This window comes from Streptomyces sp. NPDC094147, assembly GCF_044764265.1.
In the GTDB taxonomy this organism is placed as follows: Bacteria; Actinomycetota; Actinomycetes; order Streptomycetales; family Streptomycetaceae; genus Streptomyces.
In genome coordinates this window covers 237,799-260,134 of sequence record NZ_JBIWHT010000006.1, presented here as the reverse complement: position 1 = coordinate 260,134, position 22,336 = coordinate 237,799, and the positions used below count along the sequence as shown (strand labels likewise).

The following is a 22,336-nucleotide window of genomic DNA, read 5'->3' as shown; positions in this document are numbered from 1 at the left end:
GTGCGGGTCAGCGGTCGACCGCGTCCAGGGCGCGCCGGGCCATTGGGTGGCTGCGGACCAGCCCGGCCAGTGTCGTGGCGCCGCGGGTGATGTCCGCGAAGGACTTCCACGCGGGCCGGAATCCGGTGATCGCGGCGTGCAGCAGCAGCGGCCGCTTCTCGAAGAGGGAGAGCATCCGGCGGCCCACCCCCATCTCGACCCCGAGGCCCGCCTTGATGGCGAACGCGTAGTTCAGGGCCTGGCGGCGGGCGTCGACGGCGTCCTGCGACTCGGCGATGCGGACCGCCCACTCCCCCGCGAGCCGCCCGGAGCGCAGGGCGAAGGAGATGCCCTCCCGCGTCCACGGCTCCAGCAGGCCGGCCGCGTCGCCGCAGACCAGCACCCGGCCGCGGGACAGCGGCGAGTCGTCGCTGCGGCAGCGCGTCAAGTGCCCCGAGGAGACGGCCGGTTCGAAGCCCGCGAGGCCGAGCCGGGCGATGAAGTCCTCCAGATAGCGCTTGGTGGCCGCGCCCTCGCCGCGCGTCGAGATCACACCGACGGTCAGGGTGTCGCCCTTGGGGAAGACCCATCCGTAACTGCCGGGCAGCGGGCCCCAGTCGATGAGCACCCGGCCCGCCCAGTCCTCGGCCACGCTCGGCGGCACCGGGATCTCGGCTTCGAGGCCGAGGTCGACCTGCTCGGTCTTCACCCCGACGTGCGCCCCTATCCGGCTCGCGCTGCCGTCGGCGCCGACGACGGCCCGCGCGAGGACGGTCTCCCCGTCGGCCAGGACGACCGCGACGGTGCGCCGGTCGGGCACGGCCGAGCCGTGCTGCTCGACCTTGGAGACGGTGGCGCCGGTACGGATCACGGCGCCCGCCTTCTCGGCGACGGCGACCAGGCCCGCGTCGAACTCGGGCCGGTTGATCAGCCCGAACAGCATCGTCTTCGACCGGCGGGTCCGGGTCAGCTTGCCGTTCAGGGAGAAGGTGACCGCGTGCACCCGGTCCTGGAGCGGCAGTTCGAAGCCCGGCGGCAGGGCGTCGCGCGAGGGGCCGATGATGCCGCCGCCGCAGGTCTTGTAGCGCGGCAGTTCGGCCTTCTCCAGGAGCAGCACCTTGCGCCCCACGGTCGCCGCCGCGTAGGCGGCCGAGGCTCCCGCGGGGCCCGCGCCGACCACGACGACGTCCCAGACCGGCCCGGTGGCCGATTCCGTGGCCGACTCGGCGGCGGGCTCGCCCTGGTGCGCTTCCAGCGGGCCGTCCGCCCCGGCCTCTGCGTTCTCGCTGCTCACGATGTGCTTCTGCTCCCCACTCCGACCAGTGGCCCATGCTGACGACCGCATCCTACGGGGCAGTAGCCCCGCCCTCCTGTCGTTGCCCGTTGTGGGAGGATCGGCCATATCTTCGTCGTACACACACGTGCACCTTCGTATGTGTACATACAACGTCGCACCCACGAGGAGCGTGCCCATGACCGCACATCCGATCGCCGAGACCATCGCCGCCCTGATGCCCCGGGCCAAGGCGGAGCTGACGGAGCTGGTCGCGTTCCAGTCGGTCGCGGACGAGGCGGTGGCGCCGAGGAGCGAGTGCGAGGCCGCCGCGAACTGGGTGGCGGACGCCCTGCGCTCGGAGGGCTTCCAGGACGTCGCGCTGCTCGACACCCCCGACGGTTCGCAGTCGGTGTACGGACTGCTGCCCGGCCCGGTGGGGGCGCCGACGGTGCTGCTCTACGCGCACTACGACGTGCAGCCCAAGCTGGACGAGTCCGCATGGGTGACCCCGCCGTTCGAGCTGACCGAGCGCGACGGCCGCTGGTACGGCCGGGGCGCGGCGGACTGCAAGGGCGGGTTCATCATGCATCTGCTCGCGCTGCGCGCCCTCAAGGCGAACGGCGGCGTCCCGGTCTCCGTGAAGGTGATCGTGGAGGGCTCGGAGGAACAGGGCACCGGCGGTCTGGAGCAGTACGCCGAGGCGCACCCCGAACTGCTGACGGCCGACGCCATCGTCATCGGCGACACCGGCAACTTCCGGGTCGGCCTGCCCACGGTGACGGCGACGCTGCGTGGCATGACCATGATCCGCGTGCGGATCGACACCCTTGAGGGCAACCTGCACTCGGGTCAGTTCGGCGGTGCCGCGCCGGACGCGCTGGCCGCGCTCATCCGCGTGCTCGACTCGCTGCGCGACGAGCACGGCCAGACGGTGATCGAGGGTCTCGCCGCGGACTCCGAGTGGGACGGTCTGCAGTACCCGGAGGCCGAGTTCCGCCAGGACGCCAAGGTCATCGACGGTGTGTCGCTGCCGGGCACCGGCACTGTCGCCGACCGCATCTGGGCCCGCCCGGCCGTCACCGTCATCGGCATCGACTGCCACCCGGTGGCCGGTGCCACGCCGTCCATCCCGGCGAGCGCCCGCGCCCAGATCAGCCTGCGGGTGCCGCCCGGCCAGGACGCCGCCGAGGCGACCAAGCTGCTGTACGCGCACATCGAGAAGCACGTCCCGTGGAACGCCCGGGTCTCCTTCGAACAGGTCGGCCAGGGCCAGCCGTTCCGCGCGGACATCAACAGCCCGGCGTACACCTCGATGGCCGAGGCGATGGCCGTCGCCTACCCGGGCGAGCGGATGCAGTCCTCCGGCATGGGCGGATCGATCCCGCTGTGCAACACCCTCGCGGCGCTGTACCCGCAGGCGGAGATCCTGCTGATCGGGCTGAGCGAGCCGGAGGCGCAGATCCACGCGGTGAACGAGAGCGTGTCGCCCGAGGAGCTGGAGCGCCTCTCGGTCGCCGAGGCGCACTTCCTGGTCAACTACGCCGAGTCGAAGCGGGGTTAAGCGCTCGGCGGACATCGCGCAGAGCGTAGATCCATGCGGCGAGCGGGGTCACCGACGTACGTTCGCCCCATGGATCTCGTACAAGTCCTCCCTCGACTGCACATGTTCCGGTTCCCCATCGGCCAGGCGTATCTGTGGCGCGACGAGGACGAGTTGACGCTCATCGACGCGGGGGACGTGAACGCGGCGGCACCCATCGAGGAGGCGGTGCGCGGACTCGGGCTCGACCCGGCCGCGATCCGCCGGATCGTGATCACGCACTGCCATCGCGACCACTTCGGCGCGGCCGGGGAGCTCTCCGCACGCTACGGCGCCGAGGTCGTCGCGCACCGGCTTGACGCCCCGGTGATCCGGGGCGAGCTGCCGACGCCGGAGCCGGTGCTGCTCGACTGGGAACTCCCGCTGTACGAGCACGCGTTGACGGTACCGAAGGCACCGTCGACCCGGGTGGACCGCGAGGTCGGCGACGGGGACGTGCTGGACTTCGGGGGCGGCGCGGTGGTGGTGCACTCCCCCGGCCACACCGACGGCTCGATCTCGGTCCATCTGCCGCGCCATGGCGTGCTGTTCACCGGTGACAGCGTGGCCGGGGTCGGCCAGGTGATGGTCGGCGTGTTCAACACCGACCGGGAGCGGGCGCTCGCCTCGTTCCGGCGCCTGGCCGGGCTCGCCGCGGACACCGTCTGTTTCGGGCACGGCGACCCGCTGACCAAGGACGCGGCGGCCGTCATGAAGGCCTCAGCCGACCGGGACTCCGGCCTCCAGGTTGAGCACGGTTGACCGCTCCCGGGCCCGCAGCGCCCAGCGCAGCCGCTCGAAGCGGGCGGGCGGCAGCAGTCCGGCCGCCTCCTGCTCGCTGACGAAGCGCCAGCCGCGCAGCTCGGAGCCGGGCAGCAGCACCTGCCCGGCGTTCGCGCTGTCGAGCCGGCCGCCGTCGAAGAGCAGCCGCAGGCCGCCGAATCCGGGCGGCCGCGGCGGCTCCCAGTCGACCACCAACAGCCTCGGTACGCGGCCGAGTCGGACCCCGAGCTCCTCCTCGACCTCGCGGATGCCGGCCCTGGCCGGGGCCTCGCCGCGCTCGACGATGCCGCCGGGGAACTCCCAGCCCGGTTTGTAGGTGGGGTCGACCAGGAGCACCCGGTCCTGGTCGTCGAAGAGCAGCACCCCGGCGGCGAGCGTCTCGGCGGTGGGCTCGGGGGTCTGCACGATCTCGCAGGCGCGGGCCGCTCCGGAGCGGACCGCGTCGGCTATTCGCCCGGCGGTCTCGCGCGGGGTGAGGCCGCCGTTGTCGACGGCGTACGCGTCGTCGGCGAGCCAGCCCAGCGCCCGCCGGAAGGGCTCGATGTGCTCGTACGCCCACTTGCGGACCCGCTGGTCGTCGGCCTCGGGGTCGTCGGGGAACTCCACCCGGGCCGCTATCCGCGCCCGCAGGATCGTTTCCTCCTGGGTCAGGAGGACATGGTGCACCGGCGTGCGACGGGCCGCGAGCCCGCCGAAGATCTCGTCCCGGTACTCCTGCCGCAGCAGTGTCATCGGCACCACGAGCACGCCGCCGACCTCGGCGAGCAGCGCGGCGGCGCCGTCCACCACCAGACGCCGCCAGATCGGCAGGTCCTGGTAGTCGGTCACCTGCGCAAGGAGTTTCTGCGGCAGCAGATGCCGCAGCGCCCCGCCGATCACCTCGGGGTCGTAGAACGTGCTGTTCGGGATCAGGTCGATCAGCTCGCGCGCGGTGCTCGTCTTGCCCGCGCCGAACGCGCCGTTGACCCAGACAATCACGGTTCCCCCTCTTCGGTAGCCCCCAGTGGACTGCCCGCAACACCCTGCCACGGAAACCCGCGCCCGGCTGAGCCCCCCTTCCGATCACGCACACAACTGTGGCCGGGCTGTTGCTTGTCGAGCGCCACCGCCGGGCCCCGTACCGCGTCTGTCCGAGTGAGCACCGGGCACGGGGGCCCGTAACGCGGGCGGCGCCGGCGTCGTTGTGCGAGTGCCACAAGAGACACAAGGGGGTGCGACGACAATGCGTCGTACGGTACTGGAACGATTTCCCGCGGGTGGCCCGCGCGGCCACTGGCCTGCCGAGGAGTTCGCGCGGGACCGCAGGGACGAGGGCGTGGCGGCCGAGGTCGTGATGGACCTGGAGTCCGACGCGTTCCTGGTCGTCGTCACCCGCCCGCGCCAGGAACCGGTCGGCTGACGCCCGGCCCGCCCGGCCCCGCCGGACGCTCAGCGCGATGTCCGATTTCCGCCGGTGGGCGGGGCGGTGAGGGATCACTCTCGATGTGAGGCACCATCCGGGCGGAGCCGCGTGCTCCGCCCCGCACATCGGAGGGACCCCATGTCCAGCACCGGCACGGCCGACCGCGTGAGCGCGGGGAACTGGCAGGCCATCACCGAGGAGCTCCACGCGTACGGCTGCGCGCCGACCCATCGGCTCCTCACCGCGGCGCAGTGCCGGTCACTGGCCGGGACGTACGACCGGACGACGCGGTTCCGCGCGACGGTCGACATGGCCCGCTACCGCTTCGGGGCCGGGCAGTACCGCTATTTCGCAGAGCCGCTGCCGGACCTGGTGCGTGAACTGCGGGCGGCTTTCTATCCCTTGCTGCTGCCCGTCGCCCGCGACTGGGCGGCGAAGCTGGGGCGGCCGGCGCCCTGGCCCGACACCCTTGAGGAGTGGCTGGCCAGGTGCCACGAGGCCGGGCAGGACAAGTCCGCGCAGATCCTGCTGCGGTACGGCCGAGGCGACTGGAACGCCCTGCATCGTGACCTGTTCGGCGAGGCGGTCTTCCCGCTCCAGGTCGTCATCGGCCTCGACGTGCCCGGCACCGACTACCGCGGCGGCGAGTTCCTGCTGGTCGAGCAGCGGCCGCGGGCCCAGTCGAGGGGCACCGCGACCCTGCTCCCCCAGGGACACGGGCTGATCTTCACCACCCGGGACCGGCCGGTGGCGTCCCGGCGCGGCTGGTCGGCGGCGCCGGTGCGGCACGGCGTCAGCACCGTGCGCTCCGGACACCGGCGCACGCTCGGCCTGGTCTTCCACGACGCGGCCTGAGGACCGGCCGGAACGCTCAGAAGTCCCCGTAGTTGACCTGCCAGGTGGGCAGGCCGATACGGCGCCACACGGCGACCACCCGGTCGCGGTCGTCCAGGCTGACGCGCACGTGGAACCGGTGGCGGACGTGCGCGTCGAACAGCTCGGCCTTCACGATGTCGTCCCGCCGCCCGTCACCGGCCGCCCGCATCCACAGTTCGTCGTACGGCACCTCATGGGCGGCGAGCCAGGCCTCGGTCTGCGGCCGGAACTCCTCGCCCCGGCCCGACAGCAGCACGATCCGGTCGCCGTGCGTGCGCCGGAAGGCGAGCAGCGCGTCGCGCACCGAACCGTTCAGCCCGTCCTGCTCGCAGCGCGAGAAGTCGTACGGGTTGCGGTTCAGGTTGATGGCGAGGGTGCCGTCGATGTCGCACATCACCGCGGTGGGCAGGGTCTCGTCGGCGGTGTAGGGCTCGACGGCCGACAGGCCGACGGCGTCGTTCATCCAGGCGTCGGTGAGGCGCCATCCGTTGCGTACGGCCTTGGCGTGCTTGTCGGCCAGGAGGCGGATGACGTCCTCGCCGACCGGGTTCGCGCGGGCCGCGTCGCGTCGCAGGCATTCGTCGAGCGGCACCCCGGTGAAGTCGTGCACGACGAACCGCGCCTGCCCGGCGACGGCGGCCTTGAGCCGCTTGGGGATGCGCGCGGTGAGATGCGTGTTGTCGACCACCACGTCGAAGCCCGCGGCGAGTATCTCCCGCACCGTCGCGTCCTGGACGGCGAGCACGGCCTGCTCGGCGGTGTGCGAACGGACGCCCTCGGCGCCGGGGTTGTCGAGCATGGAGCGCAGATCGTCGAGGTTGACGCGGCGGCACTGGCCGCCGGAGGCCGCGACGATCTCGCGGGCGGCGGTGGTCTTGCCGGAGGCGGGCAGTCCGGTCATGACGTGCACGGTGGGCATGGCGGGGTTCAGCTTTCTTCGTCGTTCTTGAACGGGTCGGCGGCCGTGGGCTTGACGGTCCGCCAGATCATCGGGCCGAGGTCGCGGCCGTCGAGCAGCTGGAAGACGGCCGCGCGTACGGTGCGCTCCCGGATCTGCTGGGCGGCGCGGGCGAACGCGCCGCGGTCCGCGGCGAGATGGGCGATCTCGCGAAAGCGCTCCTCGGCGAGAGCGGCCAGTTCGGCGGCCTGCCCTTCGAGGCGCGCCGACACGGCCCGGACCCAGGTGTCGAACTCGTCGGGGACCTGCTGAAGCATAGCTTCCAGCGGATCCGCGCCGTCCGCGGTGAGTTCCGCGATCTCCTCCGGCCGGCAGCCCAGCACCTGGGCGACCCGCTTGGGGTCCTGTCCGGCGAATCGGCGGATGCCGAGGAACCGCCAGACGTCGCGCTCGGTGATGCCGGTCAGCACCTTGTGCAGCCGCACGTACTCGCTGATCTTCGCCTTGACCCGCAGTCCGGAGGCGTACCGGATGACATAGCCCTCGGCGTCGGTGCCGGTGGCCGTCCGGCCGTCGGCGTGGATGTTGGCCCCGGCGCGTTCGAGGAGTTCGGCGAGCGGCATCGCGGGCCACGTACGGGCCACGGATCCGACCGGCGCCCAGTCGTCGGCGGCGCGGGACAGCTCGATCTCCCGGCCCGCGGAGTCGTACGCGGCGAGCAGCACCAGGTCGCGCCGGCCGCCGTAGTCGACGACGATCCGGTTCTCGGGGTAGAGGATCTCCGCGAGGTAGGTGACGCCGGGGCGCAGGGTAGCCGTGTCCCGTCCGTCGAGCCACGCGGTGGCCCAGGTGGCCTGTTCGGAGGTGAACGAGCCCCGGGAGGCGACCCGCCAGCGGCCCTCGTAGTGGAAGGCGATGCCGAGCGATCCGTCGACCTTGTCGTACACCTCGAACGGCTCGTCGGGCAGCGGGCGCGCGTAGGGGCGGCCGTGGGTGTGCTCGCCGACGTTGAAGAACTTGGGCAGGCAGTGCGCGACGACCATGCCGCTCGTGTCGTCGACCACCAGACCGCGGCAGCGCGTGGTGACCTCGGTCCACGCCTGTTCGTACTGACACGACCTCGTGTACGAGTAGATCGACAGCGGCAGTTCGGGGTGCGCCTTGCGGACGACGTGCCCGGCGTCGATGGCTGCGGCGAGGCCGGCGGGCGGGACGAGACGGTCGAGGTCGATCACTGCTGCTCCAGGGAAGTGTGCTGTCGCAAGCAGCTTGACCTGTGTTGACGGCGGGAGCGAGGCATTTTTGATCCGGGACGCGGACCGGGGGCCCGGCGGCCCCGGACCCCGCCCACCCGCCTCACCCCTTGCTGGACCCCAGCGTGAGCCCCGCGATGAAGTGCCGTTGCAGGAGCAGGAACACGATCAGCGTCGGGAGCGCGACGATCACGGAGCCCGCTGCCAGCAGGTTGTAGTCCGTGAAGAATTGGCCGCGCAGGTTGTTCAGCGCCGAGGTGATCGGGAGCTTGTCGCCGTCGGACATGAAGACCAGCGCCCACAGGAAGTCGTTGTACATCCAGGTGAATTGGAGGGTCGCCAGGGCCGCGAGGGCCGGGCGGCACAGGGGCAGGGTGATGCGCCAGTACTGGGTCCACACCCCGGCTCCGTCGACGATCGCCGCCTCCAGGATCTCCTGCGGCAGGGTGCGCATGAAGTTGGCGAGGACGAAGACGCAGAAGCCGATCTGGAAGCCGACCTGGACGGCGATGACCGCCCAGTACGAGTCGAACATCGTCATCGAGTCGGACATCCAGTACGGCAGCGGGATGCGGTTGAAGACGACGTACAGCGGAGTCACGATCACCTGCTGGGGCAGCAGGTTGCCGGCCGTGAACAGCATCAACAGGACGATTCCGCCCCGGAGTTTCAGCCGCGAGACGGCGAAGGCCACGAACGAGGCGAAGAAGAGGACGAGGAGTACGCCGGGCACCGCGATGATCAGGGTGTTGACGAAGTACTTCGTCATGCCCGAGTCGGTGAAGGCCTGTTGGTAGTAGTCGAAGGAGAGGTGTCTGGGGAGCGAGAAGTAGCCGTACTTCGACGTCTCGTCGTAGGGGCGCAGCGACGCGTACACCGCGAGCAGCAGCGGTGCGAGGAAGGCGAGCGAGACCGTCAGGAGGAAGGCGTGCACGCCGACGCGTCCCGGGCGCACCCGGCGCCGTCGGGCTGCCGGTGCCGTCGCCGGGGCGGTGGCCGTGGGGGCGGGCGCGGTGCTGGTGGTCATCGGTTCTTCTCCCCTCGGATCTCCTGCACCAGGTACGTGATGACGAACCCGAGGGAGACGGTCAGCAGCACCACGGCGATCGCCGAGCCGAAGCCGATGCGGCTGGCCTCGCCGATGATGTTGTCGGTGACGAGCACCGAGAGCACTTCGAGGCCGTTGCGGCCGTGGTTGACGGCGTACACGATGTCGAAGGCGCGCAGCGATTCGATGACCGTGATGACGCCGACGATGACGTTGACCGGGCGCAGGGTCGGGAAGACGACCCGGAAAAAGGTCTGGCGCTCGGTCGCGCCGTCGATGGCGGCGGCCTCCTTGAGGGAGGGGTCGACGGCTTTGAGCCCGGCGAGGTAGAGGATCATCACGTAGCCCGTGTGCCGCCAGGCCGCGGCCAGCAGGATCATCCAGATGTTGAGGTTCGGGTCGCCGAGCCAGTCGGTCGGGTTGTCCTGGTTGCCGAGGAGGGCGTTGAGCGCTCCCTGGTCGCGGGAGAAGACGAGCTGGGCGATGAAGCCGACGACGGCGAGCGACAGGACGACCGGCATGTACAGCGTCGACTGGTAGAAGCGGCTGAACCGTACGCCCTTGTCGATGAGGACGGCGAGCAGCAGCCCGAACGGCGTGGCCACGAAGCCCAGGACGGCCAGCCACATCAGGTTGTGCCGGACCGCCGGCCAGAACGGCGGGTAGTTGGTGAAGAGGTCGGTGTAGTTCTGCGTGCCGACCCATTTGAGGTCGCCGATGCCGTCCCAGCTGGTGAAGGACAGGACGACGGAGGCGAGGGTCGGCCCCCACACGATGGCGATGTCGAGCAGGACGGGTATGCCAAGCAGCACGCCGAGGACGACGAGGTCGCGGGCGGTGAACCGCCTGGGACCCCGTCGTCCGGTGCGCCGCGCGGTGGTGAGCGCCACGGCTGAGTACTCCAAGTCGAAACGGGCGTCGGTCGGTTGGGAGCGGGCGACCGTCAGCCTTCGGAGGCGAAGATGGTCTTCTTCTGCCGCTCGATGTCGTTGACGAGGCCGTCGACGTCGTTCGGGTTGCCGATGAACTTCTGGATGGCCGGGATCATCACCGTGGAGGCGAAGTCGGGGCGGGTGTCGCGGTCCAGGAACTGCGAGATCTGCTTGGCGCCGGAGACCAGCTCGACCGCCTTCTTCTGCAGCGAGCTGTACTTCGAGGTGTCCGCCCCGCTGCTGACCGCGATGTTGTTCGGGTCGCCCGCGAGGTAGGTGTCCTCGGCCTTGGGCGTGGCCAGCCAGGTGAGCAGGTCCTTGGCGCTGGCCATGGCCTGCTTGTTCTTCAGCGTCTTGGAGTTCTTCGCGAGGAGGAAGCCGTCGATGGGGGCCTCGACCGCGTCCTGTCCGTACTGCGGGTTGATCTCCGGGAACGGGAAGAACGCGATGTCGTCCCGCTCGGCCTCGGGGAACTGCTGTCCCACGTGCGGCATTCCGAAGACCGCCATGCCCGACTGCTTCTTCTGGAGGCTCTGCGCGGACTCCTGCCAGGTGCGCCCGTTGGCGCCCTTCTGGCAGTACGGAAGGATTCTGCGCCAGGTGTCGAAGACGTCCTTGACCCGCTTGTCGGTCCACGCCTCCTTGCCGGCCATCAGGCTCTTGTGGAAGTCGTAGCCATTGGTGCGCATGTTGAGGTAGTCGAAGGTGCCCATGGCGGGCCAGCCGTCCTTGTCGCAGAACGCGATGGGATCGAGCTTGTCCTTCTGCATCTGCCGGGCGAGCTCTATGTACTGGTCGAGCGTCTTGGGCGCCGTGTACCCGCGCTCCGTGAAGAGGCTCGCGCGGTGGAAGACCGCCCACGGGTAGTAGTAGTACGGCACGAAGTACTGCTTGCCGTCCGCGCCGGTCGACTGCGCCTTCAGCGCGTCGGAGAAGCCCTGGAAGCCCTGCCAGAGGTCGCTGATGTCGTACAGCAGACCCTTCTGCGCGAAGAACTGCATGCGGTAGCCCGCGAACCACATGAAGACGTCGTCCGGCTTGCCCTGGAGATAGCGGTTGATGTTCTCCTGGAAGGTGTTGTGGTCAACGGTGTTGACCTTGATCTTGCGGCCTTCCTTGGACTGCTTCTCGTAGGCCGCGAACGCGTCGGCGAACGCCTTCTTGGGGACGGCGTCCGAGGAGTTCGAACCCAATCGAATCGTCTTGGTGTCCCCGCCGGGCCCGCTGCTGCACGCCGAGAGCAGCGAGGGCAGCGCGACCGCCCCGGCACCGATCGCCGCACCACGCAGAAGATTCCGCCGGGACATCCGATGTCCTGTCACGCTACTCGGCGCGACGGGACCGTTGAACGATGACTGCGCCATGTCCCCCTCCTCCAGGGTGCAACCCAACACAACCAAACGCGAGGCTTGGATCACACCCCCAAGTCAGGATGTCGTCAAGGGTTTTGACGCAAAGCCGAGCAACCGTTACCGCATCTCTTCCAACATAGTTCAACAAGCCCTACCGTAAACGCTCGTCGCTCACAGGCGACTGACAGGGGCATGAAGACGTCCTACCTCGTACGAGCACGGAGGAACGTAACGATGCGTCACCTTCCCACCCGTACCACCCATCAAAGACGCGGCAGAGTCGTCGGAGCGCTGGCCGCCGGCCTGCTCTGTACGGCGGGGCTCGCCGCTCCGGCCGCCGCGGCGGATCCCGCACCGGCCGCCCCGCGGCTCGGCAACGGGCTCGCGCTCACCCCGCCGATGGGTTTCAACAACTGGAACTCCACCCATTGCCGCGCCGAGTTCAACGAGACGATGGTCGAGGGCATCGCCGACCTGTTCATCGCGAAGGGCCTCAAGGCAGCGGGCTACCAGTACGTCAACCTGGACGACTGCTGGGCGCTTCCGCAGCGCGACGCGCAGGGCAAGCTCGTCCCCGACCCGGTCCGATTCCCCCACGGAATCAAGGCGGTTGCCGATTACGTCCACTCCAAGGGGCTGAAGTTCGGCATCTACACGAGCGCGGGTACCAAGACGTGCAACAGCGCCGGGTTCCCCGGTGGGCTCGGCCACGAGTACAGCGACGCACGGCAGTTCGCGGACTGGGGAGTCGACTACCTCAAGTACGACAACTGCAACAACCTGGGCGTCGACGCCAAACTCCGCTACACCACGATGCGAGACGCGCTGAAGGCGACCGGCCGCCCCATCGTCTACAGCCTCTGCGAATGGGGCGAGAACAAGCCCTGGGAGTGGGCTTCCGGCGTCGGCAACCAGTGGCGCACCACGGGCGACATCAGCGACAGCTGGGGCAGCATGCTGTCGATCCTGAAGCAGAACCTGCCGCTGGCGGCGGCCGCCGGGCCCGGCCACTGGAACGACCCCGACATGCTCGAAGTGGGCAACGGCGGGATGACGGACACCGAGTACCGCAGCCACTTCTCGATGTGGTCGATCATGGCGGCGCCGCTGCTGATCGGCTCCGACCTGCGCAAGGCGACCCCGGCGACCTACGAGATCCTCTCCAACAAGGAGGTCATCGCCGTCGACCAGGACCCGCTCGGCAAGCAGGGCACGGTGCTCTCCTCCGCCGGCGGGCGGTGGGTGGTCGCCAAGGAGATGAAGGACGGCAGCCGGGCCGTCGCCCTGTTCAACGAGACGGGCAGCCCGCAGCGGATCGCGACGACGGCCAAGGCCCTCGGACTGCCGCAGGCCGCCGCGTACACCCAGCGCGATCTGTGGCAGCACCGGACGTACAACACGGCGGGCACGGTCGCCGCGACCGTCCCGGCGCACGGCACGGCTTTGCTGCGGATCGCTCCCGACCGCGCCTGGGCGCAGTATCCGCCGGTGGTCGAAACCGGCCTGGACGGCGGCCCGTTGGTGGAGTCGGGCAAGCCGGCCCGGCTGACGACCACGGTCACCGACCTCGGCCGCACCCCGGCCCTGTCCACCGACACCGCGCTCACCGGGCCCGCGGGCTGGGGCATCAGGGCGCTGTCGCCCACGTCGTCACCGGCCCTCCCGACGGGCAGGTCCCTCACGACGACCTGGGAGCTGACGGCTCCGGCGGGCACGCCGATCGGCGCGTACGACCTGACGCTGACCTCCTCGTACCGCGCACCCGCCGGGGGCGGCCGCATCACGCAGTCCCTGCCCGTCCAGGCGCAGGTCGTGGCGCGGCCGCCCGCCGGGACCTCGTACCTGAGCGATCTGCCCTGGATCTCGGCGGTCAACGGCTGGGGCCCGGTGGAGCGGGACACCAGCAACGGCGAGGCCGCGGCCGGCGACGGCGGTCCGATCACGATCGACGGCACGGTGTACGCCAAGGGGCTCGGCGCCCATGCGGCGAGCGACATCGCCTACTACACGGGCGGAAGCTGCTCATCGGTCTCCGCGATGGTCGGCGTGGACGACGAGACGGGTGGCAAGGGGACGGTGACCTTCGAGATCTGGGCCGACGGCCACAGGCTCGCGTCCACCGGTGTCCTGACCAACCCGATGCCGGCGCAGCCGCTCTCCGCGAACATCACCGGCGCGAAGACCGTCCACCTCGTCGTCACGGACGGCGGGGACGGGGTGGACTCGGACCATGCGGACTGGGGGGATGCGCGGGTGGTTTGCTGACGGCTGACAACTATCGGACGCTGACCGTCACTTGATCAACGCCGCTTCCCCCACCAGCCGTACCGAAGCGGCCGCCGCCGCGCCCACCAGCCCCGCGTCCGTCCCGGTCAGGGCGGGCGCGACGGTGAGCCGCTGGACGAAGGAGAGCGTGGCGTAGTCGCGCAGGGCACGGCGCAGGGGGGCGAACAGTACGTCGCCCGCGCCTGCCACTCCCCCGCCGATGACCGCGATCTCGATCTCGACGAGCGTCGCGGTCGCGGCGATGCCGGCGGCCAGCGCCCGCGCCGCGCGCTCGAAGGAGGCGACGGCGACCGGATCGCCGGCTCGGGCGGCCGTGGCGACGGCGGCGGCCGAGGTGTCGCCGTCGGCACCCGGCCGCCAGCCGTTGTCCAGGGCGCGGCGGGCGATGTTCGGGCCGCTGGCGATCCGTTCCACGCAGCCGCGCGCACCGCACGGGCAGGCGTCGCCGTCGAGGTCGACGCTGATGTGGCCGATGTGGCCCGCGTTGCCGGTGGGGCCGGGGTGCAGTTTGCCGCCGAGGACGAGACCGCCGCCGACGCCGGTCGAGACGACCATGCACAGGGCGTTGTCGTAGCCGCGGGCCGCGCCGAGCCAGTGTTCGGCGGCGGTCATCGCGACGCCGTCGCCGACGAGTGCGACGTCGAGCCCGCCGGTCGCCGCGCGCACCCGCTCGACCAGCGGAAACCCGCGCCAGCCGGGGATGTTGACGGGGCTGACCGTGCCTGCCGCGGCGTCCACCGGCCCGGCGCTGCCGATGCCGACCGCGCTCGTACGCTCCCACAGCGGGGAGGCGGTCAGCTCGGCGACGACCGCCTCGGCCGTGCGCATCACCGTGTCGCCGTCCTCATGGGCGGGTGTCGGCCGCTGCGCCCGGACGAGAAGCCGGCCTTCGGCATCCACCAGGGCTCCGGCGATCTTGGTACCGCCGATGTCGAGCGCGGCGACGAGGTCGGTGTGCATCGAGGTCGGATCTCCTGGTGAGGACGGGTAACGGCAGGTCAAGATGAGAGTCTCCATGCATGTGACAACGTTGTCCAGGGCCTATGCTCGACGCCACACAGACCGTTATGGCACCCGACCGCGCCGGACGGCCCCCGACGACGACAGGACAGCGCACTGTGGCCGAGAACGCCCGCCACCACGAGCCCCGCTACGGCAACCGTCCGACGATGAAGGATGTCGCCACGCGCGCCGGTGTCGGCCTCAAAACGGTGTCCCGGGTCGTCAACGGCGAGCCCGGGGTGACCCCGGATACCGAGCGGCGGGTGCAGGAGGCCATCGAGGCGCTCGGCTTCCGCCGCAATGACAGTGCGCGGGTGCTGCGCAAGGGCCGTACCGCGTCGATCGGCCTGGTCCTCGAAGACCTCGCCGACCCGTTCTACGGGCCGCTCAGCCGGGCCGTGGAGGAGGTGGCGCGGGAGCACGGGGCGCTGCTCATCAACGGGTCCAGTGCCGAAGACCCCGATCGTGAGCAGGAGTTGGTCCTCGCGTTCTGTGCCCGCCGGGTGGACGGGCTGATCGTGATCCCCGCCGGATCCGACCACCGCTATCTCGAACCCGAGATAAAGGCGGGTGTGGCGACGGTGTTCGTGGACCGTCCGGCCGGGCAGATCGACGCGGACGTGGTCCTCTCGGACAGCTTCGGAGGCGCCCGCGCGGGCGTGGCACATCTGATCGCGCACGGCCACCGCAGGATCGGCTTCATCGGCGACCAGCCGCGCATCCACACGGCGATCGAGCGGCTGCGGGGCTACCGCGCGGCGATGGAAGAGGCCGCTCTGCCGGTCGACGACTCCTGGGTGTCGCTGGGCTCCACCGACCCGGAGCGCGTGCGCGAGGCCGCCGAGTCGATGCTATCGGGCCCCGAGCCGGTCACCGCGGTGTTCGCCGGGAACAACCGGGTGACGGTCACGGCGGTGCGCGTTCTCGCGGGCCGCGAACACCCGGTCGCGCTGGTCGGCTTCGACGACATCGAACTCGCCGATCTGCTCGGCATCACGGTCATCTCGCAGGACGCCGCCACGCTGGGCCGCACGGCGGCCGAGCGTCTCTTCCACCGTCTCGACGGCGCGGAGGAGGCACCCGCGCGCGTCGAGCTGCCCACCGTGCTGATCGAGCGCGGCTCCGGCGAGATTCCGCCGCCGGCCGGGGCGTAGCGCGCGGTCAGCAGACCTTCAAGCCCAAAACCGGCTCATCGTTCGCGCCGCCCTTGAGGTAGACGACGCTGACGTAGACATTGGTGTTGCCGCTGTCGTCGTCGGTCCTGGCCCACCAGGTGTTGGTCCACTTCCCGTACGTCTCGCGGCGTCCCAGGTCGGTCTGGCAGTAGAAGTAGTTGGTGCCCGCCTTGAGCACGCCCGCCTCGCCGCCGTCGTGCCGGTAGGACGTCGCGGTGCGCCACACCTGGCAGTCGGACTTGCCGCCGGCTATGGGCCGGCAGCTCCCGGACGGGGGCTGGGCGCCGCCCGGACCGCCGCCGCTGGGCGCGCTCGGGGATTTCCGCGGATCGGGTGGCTTGCCGACGCCGCCCTTCGCGCCGTCGTCCTTCCCGCCGGGCTTCGCCGCGCTCGGGCTCGGCGAGGAGACGGACGAAGACGATGGCGAGCCGTGCGTGTCCCGCGCGGACGGGCTGCCCGTGCCGAGCTTCGCGGACTCCCCCTGATCGTCCGCGGCGCCCGGGACCGCGCTGTTCGCCGCTCCCGCGGCCCGCTGCCCGCCGGCCGAATCCGTACGGTCGACCAGCGCGTAGGCGACCCCGCCGCCGATGAGCACCACGGCCGCGACCCCCGCGGCCACCAGGGCCCTGCCGCGGCTCCGCCCGGCGGCCGTTGGCGGCTCGGGCTCGGGAACGCGGGTGACCACCGGGCCGAATCCCTCGGGCCGGTGCGGCAGCGCATCACGCACGGTCGCCGTGCGCGGCGGAGCGGCTGGCGGCGGGGCGGCCCGGACCGCCGTCGGACCGGTGGCTTCCGCGGCGGCGGCCTCGGTGAGCAGCCGGGCCGCCGTCTCCGCGTCGGGTCGCCGGGCCGGGTCCTTGTCCATCAGGCGCAGCAGTACGGGGCCGAGCGGCCCGGCCCGGCGCGCCTCGGGGAGCGGCTCGACCACGATGGCGTTGAGGGTGGACCAGGTGGAGGTGCGGCGGAAGGGGGCGGCGCCTTCGACGGCCGCGTACAGCGTGGCGCCCAGCGCCCAGATGTCGGACGCGGGGCCCGGCTCCTGTCCCTGGGCGCGCTCGGGCGCCAAGTAGTCGAGCGAGCCGACGATTTCGCCACTGCGGGTGAGACGGGTCTGCGAACCGTCGGCCGGGTCGTCCATCGCGGCGATGCCGAAGTCGGTGAGGACCACCCGGCCCGAGGCGTCGAGCAGCACGTTGCCCGGCTTCACATCGCGGTGCAGCACGCCCGCCCGGTGCGCGGCGGCCAGCGCTTCGAGCACCTTCGCGCCGATCGCGGCGGCCTCGCGCGGCTCCAGGACGCCCCGTTCGCGCAGTACGTCGTCCAGCGAGGGGCCCTCGACGAGTTCCATGACGATGACCGGGCGGCCCTCGTGCTCGGCGACGTCATGGACGGCGACCACTCCGGGATGGCGCACCTGGGCGGCGGCGCGCGCCTCGCGCTGCATCCGCAGCCGCAGATCGCCCAGTTCGGGCGCCGACGCGTCCGTGTAGGCGCGCAGTTCCTTGACGGCGACATCGCGGCCGAGCACCTCGTCGTGGGCGCGCCACACGACGCCCATGCCGCCGCGGCCGAGCTGTGCGACGACCCGGTATCTGCCCGCGAGCAGTTGGCTCTCCCCCGTAGACACCGATGCCCCGTTCCCCTGCGGCGATTGTGGTCGCGTACAGAGTACGGGGCGGCAGTGACAGTGCCTCGGGCCGTGGCGCCCCGGTCCCGCTACGGGGCGGTGACGGTCAGGGTGCCGCGGCGGGGCGAGGCGAAGGCGTCGAGGTCGACGCGGGTCAGGCCGGTCAGGCCGGCCACTTCGGCGCTGTCGAGGGCGCCGCAGTCCAGGCCGCGCAGCAGATAGCCGCTGAGCGCCTTGGCGGTGGCGGGCTCGTCCATGACGTCGCCCTCGGTCTTGGCGACGTACGCGGCGAGGCGTCCGGCGGCCTGCTCCAGGCCCTCGCGATAGAAGGCGTACACGGCCGCGTAACGGGTCGGCAGGTGGCCGGGGTGCATGTCCCAGCCCTGGTAGTAGGCGCGGGCCAGGGCGCGGCGGGTGAGCCCGTAGTGCAGGCGCCAGGCCTCGTGGACGTGCTCGGTGGAGCCGATGGGGAGCACGTTGGTCGAGCCGTCCGAGACGCGTACGCCGGTGCCGGCGGCGGCGACCTGCATGACGGCCTTGGCGTGGTCGGCGGCGGGGTGGTCGCTGGCCTGGTAGGCGGCGGAGACGCCGACGCAGGCGCTGTAGTCGAAGGTGCCGTAGTGCAGTCCGGTGGCGCGGCCCTGGGCGGCGCCGATCATCTTCGCCACGGCGGCGGTGCCGTCGGCCGCCAGGATGGACTGGCTGGTCTCGATCTGGATCTCGAAGCCGAGCCGCCCCTCGGGCAGGCTGTGCACCTTCTCGAAGGCGCTGAGCAGCCGTACGAAGGCGGTGACCTGCTCGGGGTAGGTGACCTTCGGCAGGGTGAGCACGAGGCCCTCGGGGAGGCCGCCGTGCCGCATCAGGGTGGTGAGGAAGATGTCCGTGGTGCGGATGCCGCGGTCGCGGACGGCGGCTTCCATGCACTTCATGCGGATGCCCATGTACGGGGCGGCCGTGCCGTTCCGGAACGCCTCGGCGATGAGGCGGGCCGCGCGGGCGGCGTCGGCGTCCTCCTCGGCGTCGGGGCGCGGGCCGTAGCCGTCCTCGAAGTCGACGCGGAGGTCTTCGACGGGCTCGCGCCGCAGCTTGGCGCGGACGCGGTCGTACACGGGCCGCGCGAGTTCGTCGGCGATGCCGAGGACCTTGGCGAAGGTGGCGGCGTCCGGAGCGTGCTCGTCGAGGGCGGCCAGCGCCTGGTCGCCCCAGGAGCGGATGGTGCCCGCGTCGAAGACGTCGCCGGGTACGTAGACGGTGTGCACGGGCTGGCGGGTGCCGGGGTCGCCCGGGTAACGGCGGGCGAGCTCCTGGTCCACCGCGACGAGGGAGGCACTGATCTCCTCGCTGACGACGCCGGCGAGGCTCGTTGCCACCTGCTCCTGCTGACCCATCCTGCACCCTCCGCACACTCGAACTTTTCCGCTTCACGGAATCGTTAATCCGCATAGTGAAGTTAGTAGGCCACCGCGTTCGCGTCAATGCTTATCAGCGGGCCGCCGAAACGACCGGGGGCCGCGCGGTGAAGATCACCACGCGGCCCCCGGCCCGTACGAAAGACGCAGGTCAGCCCTTGCGGGAGTTGACCTCTTCGGTCAGCTGCGGGACGACCTGGAACAGGTCGCCGACGACGCCGTAGTCGACCAGGTCGAAGATCGGGGCCTCGGCGTCCTTGTTGACGGCCACGATGGTCTTCGAGGTCTGCATGCCGGCCCGGTGCTGGATGGCGCCGGAGATGCCGTTGGCGATGTACAGCTGCGGCGAGACCGACTTGCCGGTCTGGCCGACCTGGTTGGAGTGCGGGTACCAGCCCGCGTCCACCGCGGCGCGCGAGGCGCCGACGGCCGCGCCGAGGGAGTCGGCGAGGGCCTCGATGATCGCGAAGTTCTCGGCGCCGTTGACGCCGCGGCCGCCGGAGACCACGATCGCGGCCTCGGTCAGCTCGGGGCGGCCGGTCGACTCGCGCGGGGTGCGCGAGGTGACCTTGGTGCCGGTGGCCAGCGCGGAGAAGGTGACCGCCAGGGCCTCGACGGCGCCAGCGGCCGGGGCGGCCTCCACGGCGGCCGAGTTCGGCTTGACCGTGATGACCGGGGTGCCCTTGGAGACACGGGACCTGGTGGTGAAGGAGGCGGCGAACGCGGACTGCGTGGCCACCGGCCCCTCGTCGCCGGCCTCCAGGTCGACGGCGTCGGTGATGATGCCCGAGCCGATGCGGACCGCGAGGCGGGCCGCGATCTCCTTGCCCTCGGCGGAGGACGGCACCAGTACGGCAGCCGGGGACACGGCCTCGTACGCGGCCTGGAGCGCGTCCACCTTCGGTACGACGAGGTAGTCGGCGAACTCGGGGGCGTCGGCGGTGAGGACCTTGACCGCGCCGTGCTCGGCGAGCGCGGCAGCGGTGTTCTCGGCGCCCGCGCCGAGCGCGACGGCGACCGGCTCGCCGATGCGGCGGGCCAGCGTCAAGAGCTCAAGGGTGGGCTTGCGGACGGCACCGTCCACGTGGTCGACGTAGACCAGAACTTCAGCCATGGGACTTCAATCTCCTGCAAGTGCGAAGAAACGGCGGGCAGTTGAGGGGCTCGGCGAGCCCTAAATGCGGAGTCGGCCCGGAAGGTTCCCGGACCGGCCGGGCACTTAGATGAACTTCTGGCTCGCGAGGAACTCGGCCAGCTGCTTGCCGCCCTCGCCCTCGTCCTTGACGATCGTGCCCGCGGTGCGGGCCGGACGCTCGGTCGCGGAGTCGACCGCGGTCCAGGCGCCCGCGAGGCCGACCTCGTCGGCGTCGAGATCCAGGTCGCCCAGGTCCAGCGCCTCGACCGGCTTCTTCTTGGCGGCCATGATGCCCTTGAAGGACGGGTAACGGGCCTCGCCCGACTGGTCCGTCACCGACACGACGGCCGGCAGGGAGGCCTCAAGCTGCTCGGAGGCGGTGTCGCCGTCGCGGCGGCCCTTGACTGTTCCGTTGGGGCCGCCCTCGACCGAGACCTCGGAGAGCAGCGTGACCTGCGGGACGCCCAGACGCTCCGCGAGCAGGGCCGGCAGCACGCCCATGGTGCCGTCGGTGGACGCCATACCGCAGATGACCAGGTCGTAGCCGGTCTTCTCGATGGCCTTGGCAAGGACCAGCGAGGTGCCGATCACGTCGGTGCCGTGCAGGTCGTCGTCCTCGACGTGGACGGCCTTGTCGGCACCCATCGACAGCGCCTTGCGCAGCGCGTCCTTGGCGTCCTCGGGGCCGACGGTCAGCACGGTGATCTCCGCGTCGTCCGCCTCGTCGGCGATCTGCAGTGCCTGCTCGACCGCGTACTCGTCGAGCTCCGAAAGGAGGCCGTCGACGTCGTCGCGGTCGACGGTCAGGTCATCGGCGAAGTGCCGGTCGCCGGTGGCGTCGGGCACGTACTTCACACAGACAACGATCCTCAAGCTCACGCCGGCTCTCCTACTGCATCGTCATTTCTGGGCTGCCTTGTTGCACGCAGCATAGGCGCCTGATGGGGCGGTTTCCGGTCGGGGCGACCGGCGCTCCGAACGAAATATTACTCGCCAGTACACCCAGCTTGTCCCCAGTAAGCAAGCGCTTTGAACTGTGACCTTGCCAACGCTGAGTAATCGGTTCTGCGGGGGAACTCTCAGTCGCGCAGCGCGTTGAAGCGGCCCTGGTGGTAGAGGAGCGGACGGCCGCCGCCCGCCGGGTCGCCGACGACCGCCTGGGCGAGCACGATGCGGTGGTCGCCGGCCGGGACGCGGGCCACCACCTCGCAGACCAGCCAGGCCAGTACGCCGTCGAGGACGGGCACGCCCTCGGGGCCGGTGCGCCAGCGGGTCGGGGCGCCGAACCGGTCGGCGCCGCTGCGCGCGAACGTGGCGGCCAGCTCCTGCTGGTGCTCGCCGAGTATGTGCACGCCGATGTGGTCGGCCTCGGCGATCACGGGCCAGCTCGATGAGCCGGTGCCGATCCCGAAGGAGATCAACGGCGGCTCGGCGGCAACGGAGTTGAGGGAGGTGGCGGTGAATCCGACGGGTCGGCCGCCGCGCTGGGCGGTGATCACCGCGACACCCGCGGCGTGCTGGCGGAAGACCGACTTGAGCAGGTCGGCAGAGGCGGTCCGGGCGGTACCGAGCTCGGGCGAGGCCGTCATGGAATTGTCCTTCTGCGGTGGGTGCGACAGGGGCTGCGGATGGTCAGCAGCCCGGACAGCGCGCGCTCGCGTTGCGGGCGAGGTCCACATGGGCGCGTCCATAGAGAAGGAGGTCGGTCGGCACATCGTCAGACTGACGATTGGGGGCGCTCGCAGTCAAGTGCCCGCCGGAATGTGGGAGATCCCTCACTGCGTCCCCCACCACACCCCTCACACCGCCTGCCCGAGCGCGGCGATGACGTCCGCCCGCCGGGGCTGTCCGGACGCCCGGCGCACGATGCGGCCCGTCGCGTCGAGCACGAGCACCGTCGGTGTCCTCACGATGCCCAGTTCCCGGACGAGGGCGAGCCGCTCCTCGGCGTCGATCTCGACATGCGCGACGCCGTCCACCATGGCGGCCACCTCGGCCAGGGTGCGCCGGGTCGCCCGGCAGGGCTGACAGAAGGCGCTGGAGAACTGCACCAGCGTGGCCCGCGCCCCGAGCCCGGTCCCCAACTCGGCCTCGCCGAGCCTGTTCCCGCCCTCGCTCACCACGCCGCCCTCCCGTCGCCACTGCCGCCGCCCACGCCCTCACGCGGCCGCTACCTGCTCTGCCGTACCGTTGCAGCGCGGATTGGCGTGGATTGATTCCCCGGGCTGCGACCTGCGAAGACGTGACGAGGATCTCCCCTGCGCACGGCACCAGGACTGGCCAGCTCGGCGCGTATCGGGCACCATCTGCCGAAAGCCTAAAAC

Annotated in this window: 20 protein-coding genes; 6 read left to right on the top strand and 14 right to left on the bottom strand. The window is 71.1% G+C overall.

The features are described 5' to 3' along the window. Positions 1–7: 7 nt before the first annotated feature. A complete protein-coding gene (locus tag ACIQ8J_RS13170; protein WP_403269837.1) occupies positions 8–1,273 on the bottom strand; it encodes a geranylgeranyl reductase family protein in 1,266 nt (421 codons plus the stop codon). Positions 1,274–1,451: 178 nt separating this feature from the next. Between ACIQ8J_RS13170 and ACIQ8J_RS13165 the strand changes: the two genes are divergently transcribed. Further along, positions 1,452–2,816 carry a dipeptidase gene (locus tag ACIQ8J_RS13165; RefSeq protein WP_403269840.1) on the top strand — a complete coding sequence of 455 codons (1,365 nt, stop codon included), beginning with the start codon at positions 1,452–1,454 and terminating at the stop codon, positions 2,814–2,816. A 69-nt stretch (positions 2,817–2,885) separates the two neighbouring features. After that, positions 2,886–3,596 (top strand): MBL fold metallo-hydrolase, encoded by a 711-nt coding sequence (locus tag ACIQ8J_RS13160; RefSeq protein WP_403269843.1) that lies wholly within the window; start codon positions 2,886–2,888, stop codon positions 3,594–3,596. Here ACIQ8J_RS13160 and ACIQ8J_RS13155 read toward each other — a convergent pair. Then, positions 3,555–4,595 carry an NUDIX domain-containing protein gene (locus ACIQ8J_RS13155; protein ID WP_403269846.1) on the bottom strand — a complete coding sequence of 347 codons (1,041 nt, stop codon included), beginning with the start codon at positions 4,593–4,595 and terminating at the stop codon, positions 3,555–3,557. The two genes, ACIQ8J_RS13160 and ACIQ8J_RS13155, sit on opposite strands and share 42 nt — an antisense overlap. A 244-nt stretch (positions 4,596–4,839) precedes the next feature. Between ACIQ8J_RS13155 and ACIQ8J_RS13150 the strand changes: the two genes are divergently transcribed. Together ACIQ8J_RS13150 and ACIQ8J_RS13145 are read left to right on the top strand one after the other, a co-directional pair. Beyond that, positions 4,840–5,016: a hypothetical protein gene (locus tag ACIQ8J_RS13150; RefSeq protein ID WP_403269849.1), complete on the top strand. Its 177-nt coding sequence runs from the start codon at positions 4,840–4,842 to the stop codon at positions 5,014–5,016. A 141-nt stretch (positions 5,017–5,157) separates the two neighbouring features. Beyond that, positions 5,158–5,874, top strand: a complete 717-nt coding sequence (locus ACIQ8J_RS13145) for a 2OG-Fe(II) oxygenase (protein WP_403269851.1) — start codon at positions 5,158–5,160, stop codon at positions 5,872–5,874. Between the two features lie 16 nt (positions 5,875–5,890). Here the strand turns inward: ACIQ8J_RS13145 and ACIQ8J_RS13140 are convergent, their stop codons facing one another. The 5 genes from ACIQ8J_RS13140 to ACIQ8J_RS13120 all read right to left on the bottom strand — a co-directional run bounded on the left by ACIQ8J_RS13140 (position 5,891) and on the right by ACIQ8J_RS13120 (position 11,333). After that, positions 5,891–6,796 carry an AAA family ATPase gene (locus ACIQ8J_RS13140; protein WP_403269854.1) on the bottom strand — a complete coding sequence of 302 codons (906 nt, stop codon included), beginning with the start codon at positions 6,794–6,796 and terminating at the stop codon, positions 5,891–5,893. 26 nt (positions 6,797–6,822) lie between these two features. After that, on the bottom strand, positions 6,823–8,028 hold the full coding sequence (locus ACIQ8J_RS13135; protein ID WP_403269856.1) for a T4 RnlA family RNA ligase: 1,206 nt from the start codon (positions 8,026–8,028) through the stop codon (positions 6,823–6,825). Between the two features lie 121 nt (positions 8,029–8,149). Next, positions 8,150–9,073 (bottom strand): carbohydrate ABC transporter permease, encoded by a 924-nt coding sequence (locus ACIQ8J_RS13130; RefSeq protein WP_403269858.1) that lies wholly within the window; start codon positions 9,071–9,073, stop codon positions 8,150–8,152. Continuing rightward, entirely contained in the window at positions 9,070–9,984 is a 915-nt protein-coding gene (locus ACIQ8J_RS13125; RefSeq protein ID WP_403269860.1) for a carbohydrate ABC transporter permease, read from the bottom strand. Before ACIQ8J_RS13125 ends, ACIQ8J_RS13130 begins: the two co-directional genes overlap by 4 nt. Positions 9,985–10,037: 53 nt before the next feature. Beyond that, the gene (locus tag ACIQ8J_RS13120; RefSeq protein ID WP_403269863.1) at positions 10,038–11,333 is read right to left on the bottom strand and encodes an ABC transporter substrate-binding protein; all 1,296 of its coding nucleotides are present in this window, start codon (positions 11,331–11,333) and stop codon (positions 10,038–10,040) included. Between the two features lie 279 nt (positions 11,334–11,612). Here ACIQ8J_RS13120 and ACIQ8J_RS13115 point away from each other — a divergent pair, with 279 nt between their 5' ends. After that, a complete protein-coding gene (locus tag ACIQ8J_RS13115; protein ID WP_403269866.1) occupies positions 11,613–13,643 on the top strand; it encodes an NPCBM/NEW2 domain-containing protein in 2,031 nt (676 codons plus the stop codon). A 27-nt stretch (positions 13,644–13,670) separates the two neighbouring features. Here the strand turns inward: ACIQ8J_RS13115 and ACIQ8J_RS13110 are convergent, their stop codons facing one another. Beyond that, positions 13,671–14,624: an ROK family protein gene (locus ACIQ8J_RS13110; protein ID WP_403269868.1), complete on the bottom strand. Its 954-nt coding sequence runs from the start codon at positions 14,622–14,624 to the stop codon at positions 13,671–13,673. Between the two features lie 158 nt (positions 14,625–14,782). Between ACIQ8J_RS13110 and ACIQ8J_RS13105 the strand changes: the two genes are divergently transcribed. Further along, positions 14,783–15,820 carry a LacI family DNA-binding transcriptional regulator gene (locus ACIQ8J_RS13105; RefSeq protein WP_403270487.1) on the top strand — a complete coding sequence of 346 codons (1,038 nt, stop codon included), beginning with the start codon at positions 14,783–14,785 and terminating at the stop codon, positions 15,818–15,820. Positions 15,821–15,827: 7 nt separating this feature from the next. On the opposite strand, the gene ACIQ8J_RS13100 is transcribed toward ACIQ8J_RS13105, so the two are convergent. The 6 genes from ACIQ8J_RS13100 to ACIQ8J_RS13075 all read right to left on the bottom strand — a co-directional run bounded on the left by ACIQ8J_RS13100 (position 15,828) and on the right by ACIQ8J_RS13075 (position 22,135). After that, a complete protein-coding gene (locus ACIQ8J_RS13100; protein WP_403269871.1) occupies positions 15,828–17,468 on the bottom strand; it encodes a serine/threonine-protein kinase in 1,641 nt (546 codons plus the stop codon). An 89-nt stretch (positions 17,469–17,557) separates the two neighbouring features. Continuing rightward, complete coding sequence (locus ACIQ8J_RS13095) at positions 17,558–18,856, bottom strand: DUF6986 family protein (protein WP_403269873.1); 1,299 nt, start codon at positions 18,854–18,856, stop codon at positions 17,558–17,560. 172 nt (positions 18,857–19,028) lie between these two features. Next, complete coding sequence (locus tag ACIQ8J_RS13090) at positions 19,029–19,991, bottom strand: electron transfer flavoprotein subunit alpha/FixB family protein (RefSeq protein ID WP_403269876.1); 963 nt, start codon at positions 19,989–19,991, stop codon at positions 19,029–19,031. 105 nt (positions 19,992–20,096) lie between these two features. Next, positions 20,097–20,891, bottom strand: a complete 795-nt coding sequence (locus ACIQ8J_RS13085) for an electron transfer flavoprotein subunit beta/FixA family protein (RefSeq protein ID WP_403269878.1) — start codon at positions 20,889–20,891, stop codon at positions 20,097–20,099. A gap of 200 nt (positions 20,892–21,091) precedes the next feature. Further along, on the bottom strand, positions 21,092–21,601 hold the full coding sequence (locus ACIQ8J_RS13080) for a flavin reductase family protein (RefSeq protein ID WP_403269881.1): 510 nt from the start codon (positions 21,599–21,601) through the stop codon (positions 21,092–21,094). Positions 21,602–21,811: 210 nt separating this feature from the next. Continuing rightward, complete coding sequence (locus ACIQ8J_RS13075; RefSeq protein WP_403269883.1) at positions 21,812–22,135, bottom strand: TlpA family protein disulfide reductase; 324 nt, start codon at positions 22,133–22,135, stop codon at positions 21,812–21,814. Positions 22,136–22,336: the final 201 nt, after the last annotated feature.